This is a genomic window from Streptomyces cellostaticus, assembly GCF_001513965.1.
Classification (GTDB): domain Bacteria; phylum Actinomycetota; class Actinomycetes; order Streptomycetales; family Streptomycetaceae; genus Streptomyces; species Streptomyces cellostaticus.
The window spans coordinates 285,666-305,332 of sequence record NZ_KQ948023.1 but is presented as its reverse complement, the minus strand read 5'-3'; the positions used below and the strand labels follow the sequence as shown (position 1 = coordinate 305,332).

Below are 19,667 nucleotides of genomic sequence, written 5' to 3'. Positions count from 1 at the left end.
CGATGAGCCGGAACGAGACCAGAACCACCCCGGACACGGAGCTGGAGAAGGTCCGGGCGCGGTACGGGCTGCTCGCGGTCGTGATCAGCAGTCTCGCCATCGCCGCGGTCGCGGTCATCGGGGTGTGGCGGCTCAACGGCGACAAGTCGGTGATCGTCGGGGTGCTGACCGCCGCATTCACCGCGGTGAGCAGCATGACCACCGCCTACCTGGGCATCAAGGCCGTGTCCAACACCGCGAAGTCGATCGCCCTCGGGGACGGGCTCAGCCGGCAGCGCACGCAGGCCGCCCCGCCCGATCAGCACACGCCCTGAGCGCCCCCGAGCAAATCGTTCGCCAGTGATTTCCCCGAGGTGCGATCCTGGACCGCGTATGTCTACGCATCCAGCCCCCGCCCTCGGCCCCCTCGCCCCCCGTCTGACCGAGCTGTCGCTGCGCGACGCGCACCGGCTCGGCAGGCGGCTCGAGGGCGCGCGCAAGATCCGTAAGCCGGAGGCCCGCGCCGCCGTCCTCGCCGAGATCGAGGCCGAGATCGGCACGGCCGCCGCACGGATGGACGAGCGGCGCTCCCGTGTGCCCGCCGTCACCTATCCGGAGCAGCTCCCGGTCAGCCAGAAGAAGGACCAGATCGCCGAGGCCATCCGCGATCACCAGGTCGTCATCGTGGCCGGCGAGACCGGGTCCGGTAAGACCACGCAGATCCCCAAGATCTGTATGGAGCTGGGGCGTGGCGTCCGCGGCATGATCGGGCACACCCAGCCCCGCCGTATCGCCGCCCGGACCGTCGCCGAGCGCGTCGCCGACGAGCTGAAGACGCCGCTGGGCGAGGCCGTCGGCTGGAAGGTCCGCTTCACCGACCAGGTGAACCCGGACGCCACCTTCGTCAAGCTGATGACGGACGGCATCCTGCTCGCCGAGATCCAGACCGACCGCGAGCTGCGCGCCTACGACACGATCATCATCGACGAGGCCCACGAGCGGTCCCTCAACATCGACTTCCTGCTGGGCTATCTCGCCCAGCTGCTGCCCAAGCGGCCGGACCTCAAGGTCGTCATCACCTCCGCCACCATCGATCCCGAGCGCTTCTCCCGGCACTTCGGCGACGCCCCGATCGTCGAGGTCAGCGGGCGGACGTACCCGGTGGAGGTCCGTTACCGGCCGCTCCTGGAGGAGGAGTCCGAGGACGCCGACCGGGACCAGATCACCGCCATCACCGACGCCGTCGAGGAGCTGATGGGCGAGGGGAAGGGCGACATCCTCGTCTTCCTCTCCGGTGAGCGGGAGATCCGGGACACGGCGGACGCCCTCACCAGGAAGCAGTACCGCTTCACCGAGGTCCTGCCGCTCTACGCGCGGCTCTCGCACGCCGAGCAGCACCGCGTCTTCCAGCCGCACACCGGGCGCAGGATCGTTCTGGCGACCAACGTCGCCGAGACCTCCCTGACCGTCCCGGGCATCAAGTACGTCATCGACCCCGGCTTCGCCCGGATCAGCCGCTACAGCCACCGCACCAAGGTCCAGCGGCTGCCCATCGAGCCGGTCTCCCAGGCCAGCGCCAACCAGCGCAAGGGCCGCTGCGGGCGTACGAGCGACGGCATCTGCATCCGCCTGTACTCCGAGGACGACTTCGTCGCCCGGCCGGAGTTCACGGACGCCGAGATCCTCCGTACGAACCTCGCCTCCGTCATCCTCCAGATGACCGCGGCCGGCCTCGGCGACATCGAGAAGTTCCCCTTCATCGACCCGCCGGACCACCGCAACATCCGCGACGGCGTCCAGCTGCTCCAGGAGCTGCACGCGCTGGACCCCGCGCAGAAGGACCCGCGCAAACGCCTCACCGACACCGGCCGCAAGCTGGCCCAGCTGCCCGTCGACCCCCGGCTGGCCCGCATGGTCCTGGAGGCCGACAAGAACGGCTGTGTCCGCGAGGTCATGGTGATCGCGGCCGCACTGTCCATCCAGGACCCGCGCGAGCGCCCGGCCGAGAAGCAGGCCCAGGCCGACCAGCAGCACGCCCGCTTCAAGGACGATACGAGCGACTTCCTCGCCTACCTGAACCTGTGGCGGTACATCCGCGAGCAGCAGAAGGAGCGCGGCTCGTCGTCCTTCCGCCGGATGTGCAAGCAGGAGTACCTGAACTTCCTGCGCATTCGCGAATGGCAGGACATCTACAGCCAGCTGCGCACGGTGGCCAAGCAGATGGGCATCCACCTCGGGGAGCCTTCGGCGGGTACTGACGCCCCGGCCGACCGCGTCCACGTCTCCCTCCTCGCGGGCCTTCTCTCCCACATCGGGATGAAGGACGTGAAGGACGGCAACAAGAACGAGTACCTGGGCGCCCGCAGCGCCAAGTTCGCGGTCTTCCCGGGCTCGGCGCTGTTCCGGAAGCAGCCCCGGTTCCTGATGTCCGCCGAACTCGTGGAGACCTCCCGGCTGTGGGCCCGGGTCAACGCGAAGATCGAGCCCGAGTGGGTCGAGCCGCTCGCCGAGCACCTCCTCAAGCGGACGTACAGCGAACCGCACTGGGAGAAGGACCAGGCGGCCGTGATGGCGTACGAGAAGGTGACGCTGTACGGCGTCCCGATCGTCGCCCAGCGGAAGGTGAACTACGGCCGGATCGACGCGGAGGTCTCCAGGGAACTGTTCATCCGCAACGCGCTGGTCGAGGGCGACTGGCGCACGCACCACAAGTTCTTCGCGGACAACCGCAGACTCCTCAGCGAAGTCGAGGAGTTGGAGCACCGGGCGCGGCGCCGGGACATCGTCGTGGACGACGACACGCTGTTCGACTTCTACGACCAGCGAGTGCCCGAGCACGTCGTCTCCGGTGCCCACTTCGACTCCTGGTGGAAGCGGAAACGGACCGAGCAGCCCGACTTCCTCGACTTCGAACGCGAGATGCTCATCCGCGAGTCGGCGGAGGCGGTCACCAAGGCCGACTACCCGGACTCGTGGCGCCAGGGTCCGCTCAAGTTCCGGGTGACGTACCAGTTCGAGCCGGGCGCGGACGCCGACGGTGTCACCGTGCACATCCCGCTCCAGGTACTCAACCAGGTCACCGACGAGGGCTTCGACTGGCAGATCCCGGGCCTGCGCGAGGAGGTGGTGACGGAGCTGATCCGCTCCCTCCCGAAGCCGGTCCGCCGCCACTACGTGCCCGCGCCGAACTACGCGAAGGCGTTCCTGGAGCGTGCGGTGCCGCTCCAGGAGCCGCTGACGCTCACCATGGCCCGGGAGCTGAAGCGCATGGTCGGCGTCCCCTTCGAGGCGGACGACTTCGACTGGGCGAAGGTCCCCGACCATCTGAAGATCACCTTCAGGATCGTGGACGAGCGGCGGCGCAAGGTCGCCGAGGACAAGGACCTGGAGGCGCTGAAGCTCCGGCTGAAGCCGAAGGCCCGCAAGGCCCTCTCGCAGGCGGCGGCCGCGACCGCCGAGCGGCAGGGCGGGGAGTCCCTGGAGCGCAAGGGCCTCACCGACTGGACGATCGGCACGCTCACCCGGGTCTTCGAGACACGCCGGGCCGGGCAGCCGGTGAAGGCGTACCCGGCGCTGGTGGACGACGGCGACACGGTCTCGGTCCGCCTCTTCGACACCGAGGCCGAGCAGGCCGAGGCGATGTGGAAGGGCACCCGGCGGCTCATCCTGCGCAACATCCCGGTGAACCCGGCGAAGTTCGCGTCCGACAAGCTGACCAACGCCCAGAAGCTGGCCCTCTCCGCCAACCCGCACGGCTCCGTCCAGGCCCTGTTCGACGACTGCGCGATGGCCGCGGCCGACAAGCTGATCGCGGACTTCGGCGGGCCGGTGTGGGACGAGGAGTCGTACCGCAAGCTGTACGACAAGGTGCGCGCGGAGATCGTGGACACGACGGTCCGTACGGTCGCGCAGGTGCAGCAGGTGCTGGCCGCCTGGCAGGCCTGTGAGCGCCGCCTGAAGGCCGTGAAGAGCCCCGTCCTCCTGGCGAACCTGACGGACGTCCGCAAGCAGCTGGACGCCCTTGTGAAGCCCGGTTTCGTGACGTGGGCGGGCATACGGCGGCTGCCCGACCTGATGCGCTACCTGGTGGCCGCCGACCGGCGCCTGCAGCAGATGCCGACCGGCGTCCAGCGGGACACCACCCGCATGGAGAAGGTCCACGAGATGCAGGACGAGTACGCCTGGCTCCTGGAACAGCTGCCGCAGGGCCGGCCGGTGCCGCAGCAGGTGCTGGACATCCGCTGGATGATCGAGGAACTCCGGGTCAGCTACTTCGCGCACGCGCTGGGCACGGCGTACCCGGTCTCCGACAAGCGGATCGTGAAGGCGATCGACGCGGCCGTCCCGTAATCGCTCCCGTACGGAGGGTGAGTTCGACCAGCGGGCTCACCCTCCTGTACAGTCCTTCTCGCAGCGCAACGCAGCAACAAGCGCCGCGAAACCTGGTCCTGTGGAGCAGTTTGGAGTGCTCGCCACCCTGTCAAGGTGGAGGCCGCGGGTTCAAATCCCGTCAGGACCGCAGTTGAAGAAGGGCCCCCGGTCGGGGGCCCTTCTTCTGTTCCGCCGAAGCCCTGCGCAGCCGTCGGCGCCCTTGACGACGTCACATTCCACCGGTACCCAGAAACCAGGGCCCGTCCCCCCTGTACGGCCCCTGGAGGTGGCGTATGGCGGCATCGGCGCGGCACGAGACGCGGGCGCTGCTGAGGGCGCATCTGGCGGCTGCCACGTCCTACCGGCACCTGACCCGCCACTGCCCGATCTGTCATCACCTGCTGCGGCTGGCCATGGACGCCGGCCCACGGCCCCAGGACGCGAGCGACGAGGTACTGGAGGACGAGAGTCCTCGAAGCGCGTGACCCCCCGGCGGGCCCAACACCCGCCCGGGCGTGGCACGCTGGAACACGTGGTTCCATTAGCGCACACATGCCGACGGCAACAAGCGTCCCGGTGTGTGACGGGAGTCACCGCATGAGTTTTTGAAACGGCGGCACTTACCCCCGTCCTACAACTGGTCAATTTAATATGTGCAATTGCACCCCGCCCAGGGGCCGCGCACAGGCGTTCCGACAACCCTCCCCAGACTCCGACAAGGCCGCTCACAGGGCCGCCACCCCACCCCCGACCAGCGCACAAAAAAGATCGCGCTGGACCCGGCGGAGTCCAGCGCGATCTACGACGCACCCTGTGTCGCTGCCTACAACGTTCTCTTCGGCTTGGGCGTGGGCCCTGTTGGGGCAGGTCCCGCGTCGCTTGGAGCTAGGGTTTCGGGCGCCTCGACCAGTGGGGGACCAGCCGTTTTGCCCGGTTATGCAGTTGTTCAGGCCTCGCTGCGCTGCTGCGGGATGCCCGCGAGCAGAGCGCGGACCTCGGCCTCGCGGTAGCGGCGGTGCCCGCCGAGCGTACGGATCGAAGTGAGCTTGCCGGCCTTCGCCCACCGCGTGACCGTCTTCGGGTCCACGCGGAACATCGTGGCGACCTCAGCCGGGGTCAGCAGCGGCTCGGCATCAGGGGTGCGAGCGGTCATGAGCGGCCTCCTCGGGAGAACCGAACCTTCTCGGTTCTTTCCTCTAAATTCTGCACCTTGACCCGCGTTGCCCGAAATGGCGGACGCGGGCCGAGTCGGTTATAGGACGAACGGCTTGTCCTCGGCACTACAACTACACCATCTGTCCAGCCGCGTCGGCCAAACCGATGGAATTGCCCTCCCAGGTGTTCATCAGCGACGGAAGCCGATGGACCATGCCATAGCGGACAGTCACACCGCTGTGACGATCAGTCACAGGGCGATCAGGAGTCACCAGACCCCCCAAAGCGTGCAATGCTGAGATTCCGCCCACAGTGGAGCATAGCTGGACGGACGGAGCCCTCCCCGGGCTCCTTGTCCTATTTTGGCACGAGGGTCGGCAACAGGCGCAAGAGCCGTGTAAGTGCCGTCCGTCACGCTTAGGGATAAAAGCCCGGATCGGGACCAACGTCCCGTCAGGTGGTCAAGTGCGGTAGACCGTACGCCGTTCAGTGACGTTTTGACCGTGACCTGCGTCACTCAGTTCGCAGAACGCCTGTCCCGTACCGCCCGCCACCGCTCCACGAGCCGCCCGTACGCCTCCCCGGCGGCCATCCCGTCGCCCCGGCGCAGCGCCTCGATGCCGTCGGCCACGTCCGCCGCCGAGTGGTCGTCCGCCAACTGACCGGCCGGCACTGCGTGCACCAGGCCGCCGTAGTCCAGCTCCACCAGCGAGCGCGGGTGGAACTCCTCCAGCCAGCGGCCCACGTCCACCAGGCCGTCGATCAGCGGCCCTTCCTCGATGGTGTCCTTCAGCGTGCGCAGCGCCCGCGCCACGCGGCGCCGGGCCTGCACCATCGGGGTGCGGTAGCGCAGCATCGGCGGCACCTCGCCGGACCCCTTCTCGTACCGGCGCTCCTCGTCGGAGACCAGCACGAACCAGTTCAGCGGGATCTGCCAGGTCGCCGTACGGATCCACGGGCGGGCATCGGGGTTGCGGGCGAGCCAGCGCTCGTAGTCCTGCGCGGCCTGGTCGCGCACCAGCGGCGGCAGCACCGCGTCCAGCACCGGCGGCGGCAGCTCCTCGGCGAGGTCGCCCAGGGCCTGCCAGCCGCGCAGCCGGGTGCGCCAGGGGCAGACGCAGACGACCCCGTCGACGTCCAGCACGAAGGCGTCGCTGCTCTCGTGCACCGGCACCGCGATCGGCGGCGTGGGCAGCAAATCGGCGAGCGAGCGGCGCAGTTCGTCCTGGTAGGAGGGGCGGTCGGGGCGCCGGGCGTAGCGCGCCCAGTGGGTGCGCTCCGGCTCCGGGAAGGCGGCCAGCGGCTCGTAGACACGCAGGTACGTGGCATAGGGGACGACCACGGAGGACACCTTGGGCACGCCTGCTCCCTCCCCATCGGACCCGGCTCGAAACCCTTGCAAATCGTCCCACGGAGATGCGTGCGCGAGAGGCGCGGGAGAGTGATCCTGAACACTGCGCGGATGGCTGGTGGGCACAGGGCCTACGCTCATGCCACAGCACCCGCCACCCGCACGGGGGCTGAGCCCCACCCGCCGCTATTTACACAGGAGTCACCACAGTGACCGACGTAACCGGCGCACCTGCTGATGTCCTGCACACCCTGTTCCACTCGGACCAGGGCGGCCATGAGCAGGTCGTGCTCTGCCAGGACCGCGCCAGCGGCCTCAAGGCCGTGATCGCCATCCACTCCACCGCCCTGGGCCCGGCCCTCGGCGGCACGCGCTTCTACCCGTACGCGACCGAGGCCGAGGCTGTCGCCGACGCCCTCAACCTCGCGCGCGGGATGTCGTACAAGAACGCCATGGCCGGACTCGACCACGGCGGTGGCAAAGCCGTGATCATCGGCGACCCGGAGCGCGACAAGACCGAGGAACTGCTGCTCGCCTACGGGCGCATGGTCGCCTCGCTCGGCGGCCGCTACGTCACCGCGTGCGACGTCGGCACCTACGTCGCCGACATGGACGTCGTGGCCCGCGAGTGCCGTTGGACCACCGGCCGCTCCCCCGAGAACGGCGGGGCCGGCGACTCCTCCGTGCTCACCGCCTTCGGCGTCTACCAGGGCATGCGCGCCTCCGCCCAGCACCTGTGGGGCGACCCCTCGCTGCGCGGCCGCAAGGTCGGCATCGCGGGCGTCGGCAAGGTCGGCCACCACCTGGTGCGCCACCTGCGCGACGAGGGCGCCGAGGTCGTCGTCACGGACGTCCGCGCCGACGCCGTCCAGCGGATCCTCGAGCAGTACCCGCAGGGCGTGACGGCCGTCGCCGACACCGATGCGCTGATCCGGGTGGAGGGCCTCGACATCTACGCCCCCTGCGCCCTCGGCGGCGCCCTGAACGACGACACCGTGCCGGTGCTCGCCGCCCAGGTGGTGTGCGGCGCCGCCAACAACCAGCTCGCCCACCCGGGTGTGGAGAAGGACCTCGCCGACCGCGGGATCCTCTACGCGCCGGACTACGTGGTGAACGCCGGCGGGGTCATCCAGGTGGCCGACGAGTTGCACGGGTTCGACTTCGACCGGTGCAAGGCGAAGGCGGCGAAGATCTTCGACACCACGCTGGCCATATTCGCACGTGCGAAGGAAGACGGGATTCCGCCGGCCGCCGCGGCCGACCGGATCGCCGAGCAGCGCATGGCCGACGCCCGCGCGGCGCGCTGATCCGGGTGCGATCGGACCCCGGCCGGGTGTCCGATCGCACACATGACCGGTACCCGCCGGCGGGAACTTAGAGAGAACTCTCACTTCCACCGGCGGGTCGCACCCCGATAAGTGGTTAAAATCGCCACTGACCAGCGAGGACAGGGCGCCTCGAGGGTCCTGGGCAGACGCGCGTGCTGCGGGCGACGTACCGTATGGGCGCGGGCTCAGGTACCGTGGAAGCCCTACGGACCGGCCTCTCTGCGGAGGGTCCGTTCCGGATCATGAACGCGTGTCAGACTCTGGGGTTGTCAAGCCCCGTCACCGAGGGGGTCGAGCCATGGGGCGCGGCCGGGCCAAGGCCAAGCAGACAAAGGTCGCCCGCCAGCTGAAGTACAACAGCGGTGGGACTGACCTGTCACGTCTGGCCAGTGAACTGGGCGCATCGACTTCGAGCCAGCCGCCGAACGGCGAGCCGTTCGAGGACGATGAGCATGACGAGGACGATCTTTACTCTCGGTACGCCGACCTCTATGAGGACGACGACGAGGACGAGGACGAAGGTCCCTCACAACACCGTCGCGGCGCTTGACCTTGCACTGAGCACTTATCCGGTCGGTGGCACTGCCACCGACCGGCTTCTGTGCTACCCGCAGGTTCAGACCAGGTAGTCGCCGACCAGCTCGGCGCCGGTCTCCTTGTCGCCGCGGTCCGTGATCTCTCCCGCCACCCATGCGTCGACCCCGCGGTCGGCCAGGGTCGCGAGGGCCACGTCCGTGGACTCCTCCGGCACGATCGCGATCATGCCGACGCCCATGTTGAGGGTCTTCTCCAGCTCCAGGCGCTCGACGTCGCCGGTCCTGCCGACCAGGTCGAAGATCGCACCCGGGGTCCAGGTGGCACGGTCGACGGTCGCGTGCAGCTCGTCCGGGATGACCCGGGCCAGGTTGGCCGCGAGTCCGCCGCCGGTGATGTGGCTGTACGCGTGCACCTCGGTGGTGCGGGTCAGCGCCAGGCAGTCCAGCGAGTAGATCTTGGTGGGCTCCAGCAGTTCCTCGCCGAGGGTGCGGCCGAGCTCCGCGACCTCCGTCTCCAGGTCCATGCCCGCCCGGTCCAGCAGGACGTGGCGGACCAGGGAGTACCCGTTCGAGTGAAGCCCGGAGGCCGCCATGGCGATCACCGTGTCACCCTTACGGATACGATCCGCGCCCAGCAGCCGGTCGGCCTCCACGACGCCCGTACCGGCGCCGGCGACGTCGAAGTCGTCCTCGCCCAGCAGCCCCGGGTGCTCGGCCGTCTCGCCGCCCACCAGGGCGCAGCCGGCCAGCACACAGCCCTCCGCGATGCCCTTGACGATCGCGGCGACCCGCTCGGGGTGGACCTTGCCGACGCAGATGTAGTCCGTCATGAACAGCGGCTCGGCACCGCACACCACGATGTCGTCCATGACCATGGCGACCAGGTCGTGGCCGATGGTGTCGTAGACGCCCAGCCGGCGCGCGATGTCGACCTTCGTGCCGACGCCGTCGGTCGCGGAGGCGAGCAGGGGACGTTCGTAGCGCTTGAGGGCGGAGGCGTCGAAGAGCCCGGCGAAGCCGCCGAGGCCGCCCAGGACCTCGGGCCGCTGGGTCTTCTTCACCCACTCCTTCATCAGCTCGACGGCGCGGTCGCCCGCCTCGATGTCGACTCCGGCAGCCGCGTAGGAAGCACCGGTGGAACGGCTCTCAGACATTGCCTGGGATCTTTCGGGTTGGGTTCTACGGGGCTTACGGGCGACGGATCGCGTCGGCCGCGGCCGTGCCGGCCGGACCGGCCGCCAGCTCGGTCTCCAGGAGCTGCTTGCCGAGCAGCTCGGGGTCCGGCAGCTCCATCGGGTACTCGCCGTCGAAGCAGGCGCGGCACAGGTTCGGCTTGGCGATGGCGGTCGCCTCGATCATGCCGTCGAGGGAGATGTACGCCAGGGAGTCGGCGCCGAGCGAGGTGCCGATCTCCTCGATGGTCATGCCGTTGGCGATCAGCTCCGCACGCGTGGCGAAGTCGATGCCGAAGAAGCAGGGCCACTTCACGGGCGGCGAGGAGATCCGGATGTGGACCTCGGCGGCCCCGGCCTCGCGCAGCATCCGCACGAGCGCCCGCTGGGTGTTGCCGCGCACGATCGAGTCGTCCACGACGACCAGGCGCTTGCCCTTGATGACTTCCTTCAGCGGGTTCAGCTTCAGGCGGATGCCGAGCTGGCGGATGGTCTGCGAGGGCTGGATGAAGGTGCGGCCGACGTAGGCGTTCTTCACCAGGCCGGCGCCGAAGGGGATGCCGGAGGCCTCCGCGTAGCCGATGGCGGCCGGGGTGCCGGACTCCGGGGTCGCTATGACCAGGTCGGCCTCGACGGGCGCCTCCTTGGCCAGGCGGCGGCCCATCTCCACCCGGGAGAGGTACACGTTCCGGCCGGCGATGTCGGTGTCCGGGCGGGCCAGGTACACGTACTCGAAGACACAGCCCTTGGGCTTCGCTTCCGCGAACCGGGAGGTGCGCAGGCCGTTCTCGTCGATGGCGACGAACTCGCCCGGCTCGATCTCCCGCACGAAGCTGGCACCGCAGATGTCCAGGGCGGCGGACTCGGAGGCGACCACCCAGCCGCGCTCCAGGCGGCCGAGGACCAGCGGGCGGATGCCCTGCGGGTCACGGGCGGCGTAGAGGGTGTGCTCGTCCATGAAGACGAGCGAGAAGGCGCCCCGCACCTTCGGGAGCACCGCGTGTGCGGCCTCCTCGATGGTCAGCGGCTTGCCGTCCTCGTCGACCTGGGCGGCCAGCAGGGCCGTCAGCAGGTCGGTGTCGTTGGTGGCCGCGACCCTGGTGGACCGGCCGTTGGTGTCCTTCGGCAGGGCGGCGACCATCTCGGCGAGCTGCGCCGTGTTGACCAGGTTGCCGTTGTGGCCGAGCGCGATCGAGCCGTGCGCGGTGGCGCGGAACGTCGGCTGGGCGTTCTCCCACACGGAGGCGCCGGTGGTCGAGTAGCGGGCGTGTCCGACCGCGATGTGACCCTGGAGCGAACCGAGAGAGGTTTCGTCGAAGACCTGGGAGACCAGGCCCATGTCCTTGAAGACGAGGATCTGGGAGCCGTTGCTGACCGCGATTCCCGCGGATTCCTGACCCCGGTGCTGGAGGGCGTAGAGCCCGAAGTACGTGAGCTTTGCGACCTCTTCGCCCGGAGCCCAGACACCGAAGACGCCACACGCGTCCTGGGGGCCTTTCTCGCCGGGGAGCAGATCGTGATTGAGTCGACCGTCACCACGTGGCACGCCACCGAGTGTAGGCGAGGTCGACCACTGGTCCGAATTGGGGATACGCGCCCGTAACGGATCAGGGCTTGTCGATCACCTTGGCGGTTTCTGCGTTTCCACTGGTCAGCGAGGTGCTGAGGCGATCGGGCAGGGTGGCGGCGGGCCGGTGGGCGCCGGCCCGGGGCCCGCTCGCCGTATGCATGAGTGAGGTGTCGCACATCATTCGGGTGCGCGCGGGCTGAGGTGGACGCGGTCGCCGTCGCCGTCGGTGAGCGTCAGCTTCCCGTCGTCGGCCCGGGCGGTGAGCGTGCCGGTGGTGAGCGTGCGGGCGAGGGCCCGCTCGAAGTCCATCCGGTCCTTTTCGCAGGCCATCCTGGTCGTGTAGAGGTCACCGAACGTGATCCGGTCGCCGTGCACGGTGGCCCGGGCGCCGAACTGGTTGCAGCCGAGGTTGCCGGCCGCCTTCCCGTCCGTGTCGATGCGCAGGTGTGCGGCGGTGGGCGCGTGCCGGGTGGTGCCCTGGGTGGTGAGGCTGTCGACCCGCCAGTCGACGCCGGTCACGGGCTGCCCCGTCGGTGCGCCCTGGGCACTGGCACAGGCCAGCGTGAGCGGGACGAGCGTGGCGGCCATCGTCAGAATCATGTGCTGCTTGTGCCGGTTCATGGGGATTCGACGGTCTGCTGGGGCCGCCGGTTCCGTCACGCCATCAGCGGCAGCAGATCCCCGAGGTCGGCGCGCTCCCCGCTCGCGCTGACCCTGGCCTCCTCGACGGCGTCCGTCCAGGCCAGCCGCCCGGTGGCGAGCCGGATCCAGGTCAGCGGATCGGTCTCCACGACGTTGGGCGGCGTGCCGCGGGTGTGCCGGGGCCCCTCGATGCACTGCACCACGGCGTACGGCGGCACGCGCACCTCGGTGGAGCCGCCGGGCGCCTGCACGGCGAGCGCGTCGGCGAGCAGCCGGGTGGCGGCGGCGAGGGCCTGGCGGTCGTACGGCACGTCCAGGCCGGGGACCGCGGCGTTGAGGTCGTCGGTGTGGGCGACGAGTTCGACGGTACGGGTGACGAGGTAGTCGTCGAGGGGAAGCGCGCCGGCGTTGGTCTCCAGGAGCCGGCTGCCGGGGTGGGCGTCGAGCAGGGTGTGCAGGCTCTGCTCGACGTCGGCGAGGTAGGCGTCGAGGTCGGGGTGCTCGGCGGCGACGTTCCGGGTGAAGTCGGCGATCGCGGCGGAGTTCGCGGCGGTGGCGAAGGGCCACTCGACGACCTGCACGTCCTGCTTCGGCGGGGCCGGCCGGTCCAGGGCCCGGTGGACGGCCGTGACGGCCATGCCGATGTGCGCGACCAGCTCGCGTACGGTCCACTCGCCGAGCCGCGTGGGCAGGGCGAGTTGCTCGGCGGTGAGGCCGCGCACGGCCTCCCGTACGTTGCCGAGCTGGGCGAAGACCGCGGCGCGGGTCTTGGCGGGGTCGTAGCTGCGGGCGCGCTTCTTGGCCGGGGGCATGGCGGTGAGCCTATGCCTTCACGGCGTAGTCCTTCAGGCCCTTTTCCACCAGGTCAAAGGCCTTCCGGGCCCGCTCGGCGGCGTCGGCGGCGACCTGGTCCGCGCTTTCACCCTCGGCGATACGGCGGTGGTGCTCCTCGACGAGGGCGTTGCGGGCGGCGCTGAGGGTGGCGGCGGCGACCGTGGCCAGCATCAGGTCGCCCGTCTCGGCGGCCAGCAGGTCGGCCAGTTCCCTGGTGCCCTTCTGGAACGTGAGGAAGGCACGCTCCATCAGGACCGGGGTGCCCATCACGAGTTGCCTGACCTGCCGGGAGAGCGGCTCGGGGTTCAGCCCGACCGAGGGGTCACGGCTCTCCACCAGCTCCAGGAACTGCCGGCGTACGGCGGCCACGGCGGACTCTCCGGGCTGCCGTTCCCGCACCGCGCGGGCCGCGTCGGAGAAGTGCTCCTCCATGGGGTGGAAGACCAGGTCCTCCTTGGTACGGAAGTAGTTGAAGACGGTCATCTTCGACACCTCGGCGGCGTCGGCGATCTCCTGCACGGAGACGTGGTCGAAGCCCCGCTCCACGAACAGGCCGACGGCCACCCGGTAGATCCGCGTCGCCGTCTGCAGCTTCTTGCGCTCGCGCAGCCCCATCGGTTCAGCCATGCGGACACCTTACCGCGATGAAATTTAAGCTGGGCTCAATTCTCATCCGAGCTAAAACATTGACTCGGTACATGAACACCGGGCATGGTGAGGCCCATGACCGAGACCCAGCGCAAAGTCAGCCTCCTCGTCTGTCTCGTCACGATCGTCCTGGCGGTCCTGGACATGCAGATCGTGTCCGCGGCGACCGTCCCGATCGTCACGGACCTCGATCCCAGACACGGCCTCGCCACGATCCCCTGGCTGGTCAGCGCCTTCTCGCTGGCCTCCGCCGCGATGCTCCCGCTCTACGGCAGGCTGTGCGACGCGCTCGGCGCCAAGCAGGTCTTCGTCGGCGCTCTCGGCGCCTTCCTGGCCGGCTCGGCACTGTGCGGCGCGGCCCCGTCACTCGGCTGGCTGATCGCCTCCCGGGCCGTGCAGGGCGTCGGCGCGGGCGGGCTGATGAGCGTCACGATGGTCGTGATCGCCCAGCTGAAGGGGCCGGGGGAGAAGAAGAACAAGGGCGCAGGCACCGGCGGGATCGTGGCGGGCGGCGGCATGGCCGTCGGCCCGTGGCTCGGCGGCTTCCTCGCCGACCACGCGAGCTGGCGCTGGGCGTTCTACCTCAACCTGCCGCTCGGCATCGCCGCGCTGGCCGCCGCCGTGGTCGTACTCAAGCTCCCCCGGCACACCACCCGCCACGCGATCGACTATCCCGGCGCGGCCCTCGCCGCCGCCTTCTCCACCACGCTCCTGCTGGTCACCGAGTGGGGCGGCAAGCAGTACGCCTGGGCGTCCCCGCAGATACTCGGCCTGGCCCTGGCCTCGGCAGCCGCGCTCGGCCTCTTCCTGCACCGCCAGTTCACGGCCGCCGAACCGATCCTGCCGCCCGCGCTGTTCCGCGTCCCCGAGCTGCGCCTCGGCTTCGCGATCCAGGGACTGATCGGCGCGGCCATGACCGGCGCGATGTACTACGTCCTGGTCTACCTCCAGGTCGCCCGCGGCATCGCCAGCTCCTCCGCCGGGCTGTTCCTCATCCCGATGGCGGCCGGCATCATGGCGGTCGGCCTCGTCACCGGCCGGCTCGCCGAACGCGGCTGGTCCGAGCGGACGTTCACGATCAGCGGCGCCTGCACGGGCACGGTGGCCTTCCTGCTCCTGGCCACCACCGGCACCCACACCTCGCTGTGGCAGCTGCGTGCCGTCCTGCTGCTCGTCGGCATCGCCCTCGGCCAGCTCCTCGGCCAGCTGATCCAGCTGGTGCAGCAGGCGGCGCCCCGCCATCAGCTCGGCGTCGCCACCACGGCCGCCCGCTTCTTCCAGACCCTCGGCACGGCCCTCGGCGCCGCCCTCTTCGGCACCCTGATCAACCGCCTGTACGACGGCCCCGGCGACGTCGGCTCCCTCGCGGCACTGCGGGGCGCCGCGCACGCGCAGGGCGTGACGGCGTACGTCTCCGCGCTGGACACGGTGTTCCTGTGCGGGGCCGGTGTGATGCTGCTGTGCCTGCTGCTGGCGCTGCGCCTGCCGAAGGGCGGCCCGGTGCGGGAGACGGAGCCCGCACGGGAGACGGTGGCGGTGTGAGCCTCGGTGAAGAAACGACGGAGACCCCCCATTTCTAGAAAAAGATTCTAGAAACAGGTTCTGGACGTGGTTATGGTGAGCCGCATGACACACCCCTCCCGTATCTCAGGCCACTTACGGCCGAACCGCCGATCGGTCCTCAAGGCCGGCCTCGGCATGACCCTGGCCGGCGCCGGCCTGGCCCTCGGCGCCGCTCCCGCGCTCGCCGCCCAGCGCGGTACCCCGCTGTGCGACCAGCCCGGCGACTCCGCGAGCCGGCAGGGCCTGGGCTCCGGCGACCTCTGCATCCCGTACCACCGGGAGCACGACAACACCTGGGGCTACGTCTTCGGCGACGCGTGGACGGGCATCCACCAGACGGGCGACTACATCGGGTCCCCGGTGATGCTGGCCCAGGACACCTTCGACTCCTCCGGCGCCGCACCGATCTCGTTCACCTGGGCGCTGCCGACCGGAGGCCAGGCGGGCAAGCTGTTCGACTACACGTCCCGGGCGGACAACGGCTACGGCTTCGAGATCAGCCGGATCCCCAACGACTGCATCGAGTTCGGCGGCCGCACCTACCTCCAGTACACGTCCGTGTACACCTGGGGCGTCGAGGGCGACCCGCCGTGGGAGGACGGTCACGACGGCTCGCTGATGTCGGGTGTGGCCTACTCCGACGACTACGGCGTGACCTGGACCGACTACGACTACCACTGGGACGGCGACCACCGGGGCGTCAACCAGTCGATGTACGGCATGTGGTCGTTCGCGGGCATCGACCCGGACGGCTGGCTGTACATCTTCTCCAAGCGCTGGAACGGCACCCACCGGAACTCGGCCGACGGCGGCGCCGTCCAGCTATTCCGGATCCAGCCCGACGACTTCCGCGCCGGCAACTTCGGGGCCCAGCAGAACTGGGCCTACGTCGATGGTTCCTGGCAGTGGACCACCTCGGAGACACCCCCGTCGGTCATCCTCTCCGGCAACAACACCGGCGAGTTCTCCGTCAAGCGGATCGGTGCCACGTACTGCATGAGCTACTTCGACGTGGTCCTCGGTGCGATCGTCACCCGCACCGCCCCGCGCCCGGACGCCCCGTGGAGCATGCCCGTCCCGCAGATCACCGCCCTCGAGGTGCCGAACCTCTACGGCGGCTACATCCACCCCGGCAGCGCGAGCGCGACGGCCCTGACGCTGATGGTGTCGCAGTGGAGCGGGCGGGACTACTACGGGGTACGCCAGTTCGACGGCATCAACCCGTAGGCCCCGAACGCGCGGGGCCCCGCCCGGAACGGAATCCGGACGGGGCCCCCACCCGCACAGGGCAGGCACGGCATTACGCCAGCAGCGCCTCGATGGTCCCCTCGTGGGCCTCGCGCAGCTCGGCCAAGGGCAGTCCGAACTCGCCCTGGATCTCCACCGAGTCACCGTCCACGACACCGATACGGGTGGCCGGCAGGCCGCGCGCACCGCACATGTCGTTGAAGCGGACCTCCTCGGAGCGCGGCACGGCGACGATCGCGCGGCCGGCCGACTCGGAGAAGAGGAAGGTGAAGGCGTCGAGCCCGTCCGGTACGACCAGACGCGCGCCCTTGCCGCCGAGCAGCGCCGACTCCACGACCGCCTGGACCAGACCGCCGTCGGACAGGTCGTGCGCGGAGTCGATCATGCCGTCGCGGGAGGCCGAGATCAGGATCTCGCCCAGCAGCCGCTCGCGCTCCAGGTCGACCTTCGGGGGCAGACCGCCGAGGTGGTCGTGGACCACCTGGGACCAGGCCGAGCCGCCGAACTCCTCACGGGTGTCGCCGAGGAGGTAGATCAGCTGGCCCTCCTCCTGGAAGGCGACCGGGGTGCGGCGCGCGACGTCGTCGATGACGCCGAGGACGGCGACCACCGGGGTCGGGTGGATGGCCGCCTCGCCCGTCTGGTTGTAGAGCGAGACGTTGCCACCGGTCACCGGGGTGCCGAGCTGGAGGCAGCCGTCCGCCAGACCGCGCACGGCCTCCGCGAACTGCCACATGACCGCCGGGTCCTCGGGCGAGCCGAAGTTCAGGCAGTCCGAGACCGCGAGCGGCTTGGCGCCCGTGGTCGCCACGTTCCGGTAGGCCTCCGCCAGCGCCAGCTGGGCGCCCGCGTACGGGTCCAGCTTGGCGTACCGGCCGTTGCCGTCCGTGGCGATCGCGACGCCGAGGCCGGTCTCCTCGTCCACGCGGATCATGCCGGAGTCCTCGGGCTGGGCGAGGACGGTGTTGCCCTGTACGAAGTGGTCGTACTGCGAGGTGATCCACTTCTTGGAGGCCTGGTTGGGCGAGCCCACCAGCTTCAGGACCTGGTCCTTCAGCTCCTCGGCGGTCGTCGGCCGCGGGAGCTTGTTCGCGTCGTCGGCCTGGAGCTCGTCCTGCCAGGACGGGCGGGCGTACGGGCGCTCGTACACCGGGCCCTCGTGGGCCACGGTCCGCGGGTCGACGTCGACGATCTTGCCGCCGTGCCAGTAGATCTCCAGGCGGTCGCCGTCGGTCACCTCACCGATGACGGTGGCGATGACGTCCCACTTCGCGCAGATCTCCAGGAAACGGTCGACCTTCTCCGGCTCGACCACCGCGCACATGCGTTCCTGCGACTCGCTCATGAGGATTTCCTCGGGCGAGAGCGTCGAGTCGCGCAGCGGTACGTCGTCCAGGGTGACGCGCATGCCGCCGGAGCCGTTGGAGGCGAGCTCACTCGTCGCACACGACAGGCCGGCCGCACCCAGGTCCTGGATGCCGACGACCAGCTTCTCCCGGAAGGCCTCCAGGGTGCACTCGATGAGGAGCTTCTCCTGGAAGGGGTCGCCGACCTGGACGGCCGGACGCTTGGAGGGCTTGGCGTCGTCGAAGGTCTCGGACGCGAGGATCGAGGCGCCGCCGATGCCGTCGCCGCCGGTCCGGGCGCCGTAGAGGATGACCTTGTTGCCCGCGCCGGAGGCCTTGGCGAGGTGGATGTCCTCGTGCCGCATCACACCGATGGCACCGGCGTTGACCAGCGGGTTGCCCTGGTAGCAGGCGTCGAAGACGACCTCGCCGCCGATGTTGGGCAGGCCCAGGCAGTTGCCGTAGCCGCCGATGCCGGCGACCACGCCCGGCAGGACACGCTTGGTGTCGGGGTGGTCGGCCGCGCCGAAGCGCAGCGGGTCCACGACCGCGACCGGGCGGGCGCCCATCGCGATGATGTCGCGGACGATGCCGCCGACACCCGTGGCCGCGCCCTGGTAGGGCTCGACGTACGACGGGTGGTTGTGCGACTCGACCTTGAAGGTGACCGCGTAGCCCTGGCCGACGTCCACCACACCGGCGTTCTCGCCGATGCCGACGAGCAGCGCGTCGCTCTGCGGCGCCTTCTCGCCGAACTGGCGCAGATGGACCTTGGAGGACTTGTACGAGCAGTGCTCGGACCACATGACCGAGTACATGGCGAGCTCGGCGCCGGTCGGGCGGCGGCCGAGGATCTCCACCACCCGCTCGTACTCGTCCTTCTTCAGGCCGAGTTCGGCCCAGGGCAGCTCGACGTCGGGGGTCGCGGCCGCGTGCTCGACCGTGTCCAGAGGCGTCTGGCTCATGCGTTGACCAGCTTCTTGAGGATCGAGGTGAAGAACGGGAGGCCGTCGGTACGGCCCGTACCGATCAGCGGCTCGACGGCGTGCTCGGGGTGCGGCATGAGTCCGACGACGTTCCCGGCCTCGTTGGTGATGCCGGCGATGTCCCGCTGCGAGCCGTTGGGGTTGAAGTCCAGGTACCGGAAGACCACCCGGCCCTCGGCCTCCAGCTTGTCGAGCGTGTACGCGTCGGCGACGTACCGGCCGTCCATGTTCTTCAGCGGGATGTGGATCTCCTGGCCCTGGCGGTAGTCGCCGGTCCAGGCCGTGCCCGCGTTCTCCACCCGCAGCTTCTGGTCGCGGCAGATGAAGTGGAGGTGGTCGTTGCCGAGCATCGCGCCCGGGAGGAGGTGCGCCTCGGTGAGGACCTGGAAGCCGTTGCAGATACCGAGGACCGGCAGACCGGCCTTCGCCTGCTCGATGACGGACTCCATCACCGGCGAGAACCGGGAGATCGCACCGGCGCGCAGATAGTCGCCGTAGGAGAAACCGCCGGGCAGCACCACGGCGTCGACCTGCTTGAGGTCCTTGTCCTTGTGCCAGAGAGCGACCGGTTCGGCGCCCGCGAGGCGGATCGCCCGCTGGGTGTCCCGGTCGTCAAGGCTTCCCGGGAAAGTGACGACGCCAATACGAGCGGTCACTTGGCCGCCTCCGCCACTTCTTCCACCTTGACGGTGAAGTCCTCGATCACGGTGTTGGCGAGGAAGGATTCCGCAAGATCGTGGATGCGGGCGAGCGCGGCCTCGTCGACCGGGCCGTCAACTTCCAGTTCGAATCGCTTTCCCTGACGTACGTCCGAGATCCCTTCGAATCCCAGGCGCGGCAGCGCACGCTGGACCGCCTGGCCCTGGGGGTCGAGGATCTCCGGCTTGAGCATGACGTCGACTACGACGCGTGCCACTGGCACTCCCGGTGTGTGGTGC

At 69.7% G+C, this 19,667-nt stretch carries 18 protein-coding genes and 1 tRNA gene; 8 read left to right on the top strand and 11 right to left on the bottom strand.

Annotated features, from left to right (window positions below; genetic code table 11):
- Positions 1 to 2: 2 nt before the first annotated feature.
- The 4 genes from AQI88_RS19850 to AQI88_RS19835 all read left to right on the top strand — a co-directional run bounded on the left by AQI88_RS19850 (position 3) and on the right by AQI88_RS19835 (position 4,835).
- The gene (locus AQI88_RS19850) at positions 3 to 314 is read left to right on the top strand and encodes a hypothetical protein (protein ID WP_067000826.1); all 312 of its coding nucleotides are present in this window, start codon (positions 3 to 5) and stop codon (positions 312 to 314) included.
- 58 nt (positions 315 to 372) lie between these two features.
- The gene (hrpA, locus tag AQI88_RS19845; RefSeq protein WP_067000823.1) at positions 373 to 4,329 is read left to right on the top strand and encodes an ATP-dependent RNA helicase HrpA; all 3,957 of its coding nucleotides are present in this window, start codon (positions 373 to 375) and stop codon (positions 4,327 to 4,329) included.
- Positions 4,330 to 4,423: 94 nt separating this feature from the next.
- Positions 4,424 to 4,498 (top strand) — tRNA-Asp (locus AQI88_RS19840).
- A 145-nt stretch (positions 4,499 to 4,643) separates the two neighbouring features.
- Entirely contained in the window at positions 4,644 to 4,835 is a 192-nt protein-coding gene (locus tag AQI88_RS19835) for a DUF6274 family protein (RefSeq protein WP_067000820.1), read from the top strand.
- 461 nt (positions 4,836 to 5,296) lie between these two features.
- Here the strand turns inward: AQI88_RS19835 and bldC are convergent, their stop codons facing one another.
- Together bldC and AQI88_RS19825 are read right to left on the bottom strand one after the other, a co-directional pair.
- On the bottom strand, positions 5,297 to 5,503 hold the full coding sequence (bldC, locus tag AQI88_RS19830) for a developmental transcriptional regulator BldC (protein WP_003949541.1): 207 nt from the start codon (positions 5,501 to 5,503) through the stop codon (positions 5,297 to 5,299).
- Positions 5,504 to 6,022: 519 nt separating this feature from the next.
- A complete protein-coding gene (locus tag AQI88_RS19825) occupies positions 6,023 to 6,865 on the bottom strand; it encodes a DUF8083 family protein (protein ID WP_067000816.1) in 843 nt (280 codons plus the stop codon).
- 200 nt (positions 6,866 to 7,065) lie between these two features.
- Here AQI88_RS19825 and AQI88_RS19820 point away from each other — a divergent pair, with 200 nt between their 5' ends.
- Together AQI88_RS19820 and AQI88_RS19815 are read left to right on the top strand one after the other, a co-directional pair.
- Positions 7,066 to 8,163, top strand: a complete 1,098-nt coding sequence (locus AQI88_RS19820) for a Leu/Phe/Val dehydrogenase (protein WP_067000813.1) — start codon at positions 7,066 to 7,068, stop codon at positions 8,161 to 8,163.
- A gap of 319 nt (positions 8,164 to 8,482) precedes the next feature.
- Entirely contained in the window at positions 8,483 to 8,734 is a 252-nt protein-coding gene (locus tag AQI88_RS19815; RefSeq protein ID WP_067000810.1) for a DUF3073 domain-containing protein, read from the top strand.
- 66 nt (positions 8,735 to 8,800) lie between these two features.
- Here AQI88_RS19815 and purM read toward each other — a convergent pair whose 3' ends face one another.
- From purM to AQI88_RS19790, 6 genes are all read right to left on the bottom strand, one after another.
- Positions 8,801 to 9,874, bottom strand: a complete 1,074-nt coding sequence (gene purM / locus AQI88_RS19810; RefSeq protein ID WP_067000807.1) for a phosphoribosylformylglycinamidine cyclo-ligase — start codon at positions 9,872 to 9,874, stop codon at positions 8,801 to 8,803.
- Between the two features lie 34 nt (positions 9,875 to 9,908).
- On the bottom strand, positions 9,909 to 11,438 hold the full coding sequence (gene purF / locus AQI88_RS19805; protein WP_067000805.1) for an amidophosphoribosyltransferase: 1,530 nt from the start codon (positions 11,436 to 11,438) through the stop codon (positions 9,909 to 9,911).
- Between the two features lie 61 nt (positions 11,439 to 11,499).
- Complete coding sequence (locus tag AQI88_RS48510; RefSeq protein WP_279616557.1) at positions 11,500 to 11,622, bottom strand: hypothetical protein; 123 nt, start codon at positions 11,620 to 11,622, stop codon at positions 11,500 to 11,502.
- Between the two features lie 17 nt (positions 11,623 to 11,639).
- Positions 11,640 to 12,062, bottom strand: coding sequence for an META domain-containing protein (locus AQI88_RS19800; RefSeq protein WP_244184226.1), 423 nt, complete (start codon positions 12,060 to 12,062; stop codon positions 11,640 to 11,642).
- A 56-nt stretch (positions 12,063 to 12,118) separates the two neighbouring features.
- Positions 12,119 to 12,916 (bottom strand): maleylpyruvate isomerase family mycothiol-dependent enzyme, encoded by a 798-nt coding sequence (locus AQI88_RS19795; RefSeq protein WP_067000799.1) that lies wholly within the window; start codon positions 12,914 to 12,916, stop codon positions 12,119 to 12,121.
- A 10-nt stretch (positions 12,917 to 12,926) separates the two neighbouring features.
- Complete coding sequence (locus AQI88_RS19790) at positions 12,927 to 13,565, bottom strand: TetR/AcrR family transcriptional regulator (RefSeq protein WP_067000796.1); 639 nt, start codon at positions 13,563 to 13,565, stop codon at positions 12,927 to 12,929.
- 96 nt (positions 13,566 to 13,661) lie between these two features.
- On the opposite strand from AQI88_RS19790, the gene AQI88_RS19785 reads away from it, so the two are divergent.
- Positions 13,662 to 15,128: an MFS transporter gene (locus AQI88_RS19785; RefSeq protein WP_067000793.1), complete on the top strand. Its 1,467-nt coding sequence runs from the start codon at positions 13,662 to 13,664 to the stop codon at positions 15,126 to 15,128.
- 84 nt (positions 15,129 to 15,212) lie between these two features.
- Entirely contained in the window at positions 15,213 to 16,376 is a 1,164-nt protein-coding gene (locus tag AQI88_RS19780; RefSeq protein ID WP_067000952.1) for a DUF4185 domain-containing protein, read from the top strand.
- Between the two features lie 73 nt (positions 16,377 to 16,449).
- Here the strand turns inward: AQI88_RS19780 and purL are convergent, their stop codons facing one another.
- Genes purL through purS form a run of 3 tightly spaced genes read right to left on the bottom strand, consistent with a single transcriptional unit; the run spans position 16,450 to position 19,645 of the window.
- Positions 16,450 to 18,708, bottom strand: a complete 2,259-nt coding sequence (purL, locus tag AQI88_RS19775; RefSeq protein WP_067000790.1) for a phosphoribosylformylglycinamidine synthase subunit PurL — start codon at positions 18,706 to 18,708, stop codon at positions 16,450 to 16,452.
- On the bottom strand, positions 18,705 to 19,385 hold the full coding sequence (gene purQ / locus AQI88_RS19770) for a phosphoribosylformylglycinamidine synthase subunit PurQ (protein WP_067000786.1): 681 nt from the start codon (positions 19,383 to 19,385) through the stop codon (positions 18,705 to 18,707). Before purQ ends, purL begins: the two co-directional genes overlap by 4 nt.
- Complete coding sequence (gene purS / locus AQI88_RS19765; protein ID WP_015659417.1) at positions 19,382 to 19,645, bottom strand: phosphoribosylformylglycinamidine synthase subunit PurS; 264 nt, start codon at positions 19,643 to 19,645, stop codon at positions 19,382 to 19,384. The genes purQ and purS overlap by 4 nt, the downstream gene beginning before the upstream one ends.
- Between the last annotated feature and the right edge of the window lie 22 nt (positions 19,646 to 19,667).

Coding starts and splice junctions, on each gene's coding strand:
- AQI88_RS19850 (WP_067000826.1), top strand. CDS start 3: ATGAGCCGGAACGAGACCAGAACCACCCCGGACACGGAGCTGGAGAAG.
- hrpA (WP_067000823.1), top strand. CDS start 373: ATGTCTACGCATCCAGCCCCCGCCCTCGGCCCCCTCGCCCCCCGTCTG.
- AQI88_RS19835 (WP_067000820.1), top strand. CDS start 4,644: ATGGCGGCATCGGCGCGGCACGAGACGCGGGCGCTGCTGAGGGCGCAT.
- bldC (WP_003949541.1), bottom strand. CDS start 5,503: ATGACCGCTCGCACCCCTGATGCCGAGCCGCTGCTGACCCCGGCTGAG.
- AQI88_RS19815 (WP_067000810.1), top strand. CDS start 8,483: ATGGGGCGCGGCCGGGCCAAGGCCAAGCAGACAAAGGTCGCCCGCCAG.
- purM (WP_067000807.1), bottom strand. CDS start 9,874: ATGTCTGAGAGCCGTTCCACCGGTGCTTCCTACGCGGCTGCCGGAGTC.
- AQI88_RS48510 (WP_279616557.1), bottom strand. CDS start 11,622: ATGCATACGGCGAGCGGGCCCCGGGCCGGCGCCCACCGGCCCGCCGCC.
- AQI88_RS19800 (WP_244184226.1), bottom strand. CDS start 12,062: ATGATTCTGACGATGGCCGCCACGCTCGTCCCGCTCACGCTGGCCTGT.
- AQI88_RS19795 (WP_067000799.1), bottom strand. CDS start 12,916: ATGCCCCCGGCCAAGAAGCGCGCCCGCAGCTACGACCCCGCCAAGACC.
- AQI88_RS19790 (WP_067000796.1), bottom strand. CDS start 13,565: ATGGCTGAACCGATGGGGCTGCGCGAGCGCAAGAAGCTGCAGACGGCG.
- AQI88_RS19785 (WP_067000793.1), top strand. CDS start 13,662: ATGACCGAGACCCAGCGCAAAGTCAGCCTCCTCGTCTGTCTCGTCACG.
- AQI88_RS19780 (WP_067000952.1), top strand. CDS start 15,213: ATGACACACCCCTCCCGTATCTCAGGCCACTTACGGCCGAACCGCCGA.
- purL (WP_067000790.1), bottom strand. CDS start 18,708: ATGAGCCAGACGCCTCTGGACACGGTCGAGCACGCGGCCGCGACCCCC.